Here is a 237-nt window from a genome sequence, read left to right as displayed (position 1 = left end):
ATCTTATGGTCATATCGTTCTTACCACCGACCCACTGCTCAACTTCACCGATAAATACGCTGCCATTGAAGCGACCGATACATTAGAAAGCTTTGATAGTGAGCTATCACTCGTTGGTGAGATTCTTGAGGTGAGGTTTGCGGTTGAAGACCAGCTGATACAACAAATTGCCGACAGCCTAGCGGTTCCACCAGGAGCGTAATGGCTTAACATCTTCTAAGCTTGCCTCTGTGCAAG

1 protein-coding gene is annotated in these 237 nt (G+C 46.8%); it reads left to right on the top strand.

All coding sequences use genetic code 11. The features are described from left to right. Positions 1 to 202, top strand: a 202-nt coding sequence (locus AB4486_RS25650) for an Rsd/AlgQ family anti-sigma factor (RefSeq protein WP_372119552.1), incomplete at its 5' end; no start/stop codon positions are given. Positions 203 to 237: the final 35 nt, after the last annotated feature.

Origin of the sequence: Vibrio sp. 10N.222.55.C6, assembly GCF_041473395.1 — a bacterium.
Classification (GTDB): Bacteria; Pseudomonadota; Gammaproteobacteria; order Enterobacterales; family Vibrionaceae; genus Vibrio; species Vibrio crassostreae_C.
The sequence above is the reverse complement of the archived record's forward strand: the minus strand, read 5'-3'. Positions and strand labels throughout refer to the sequence as shown.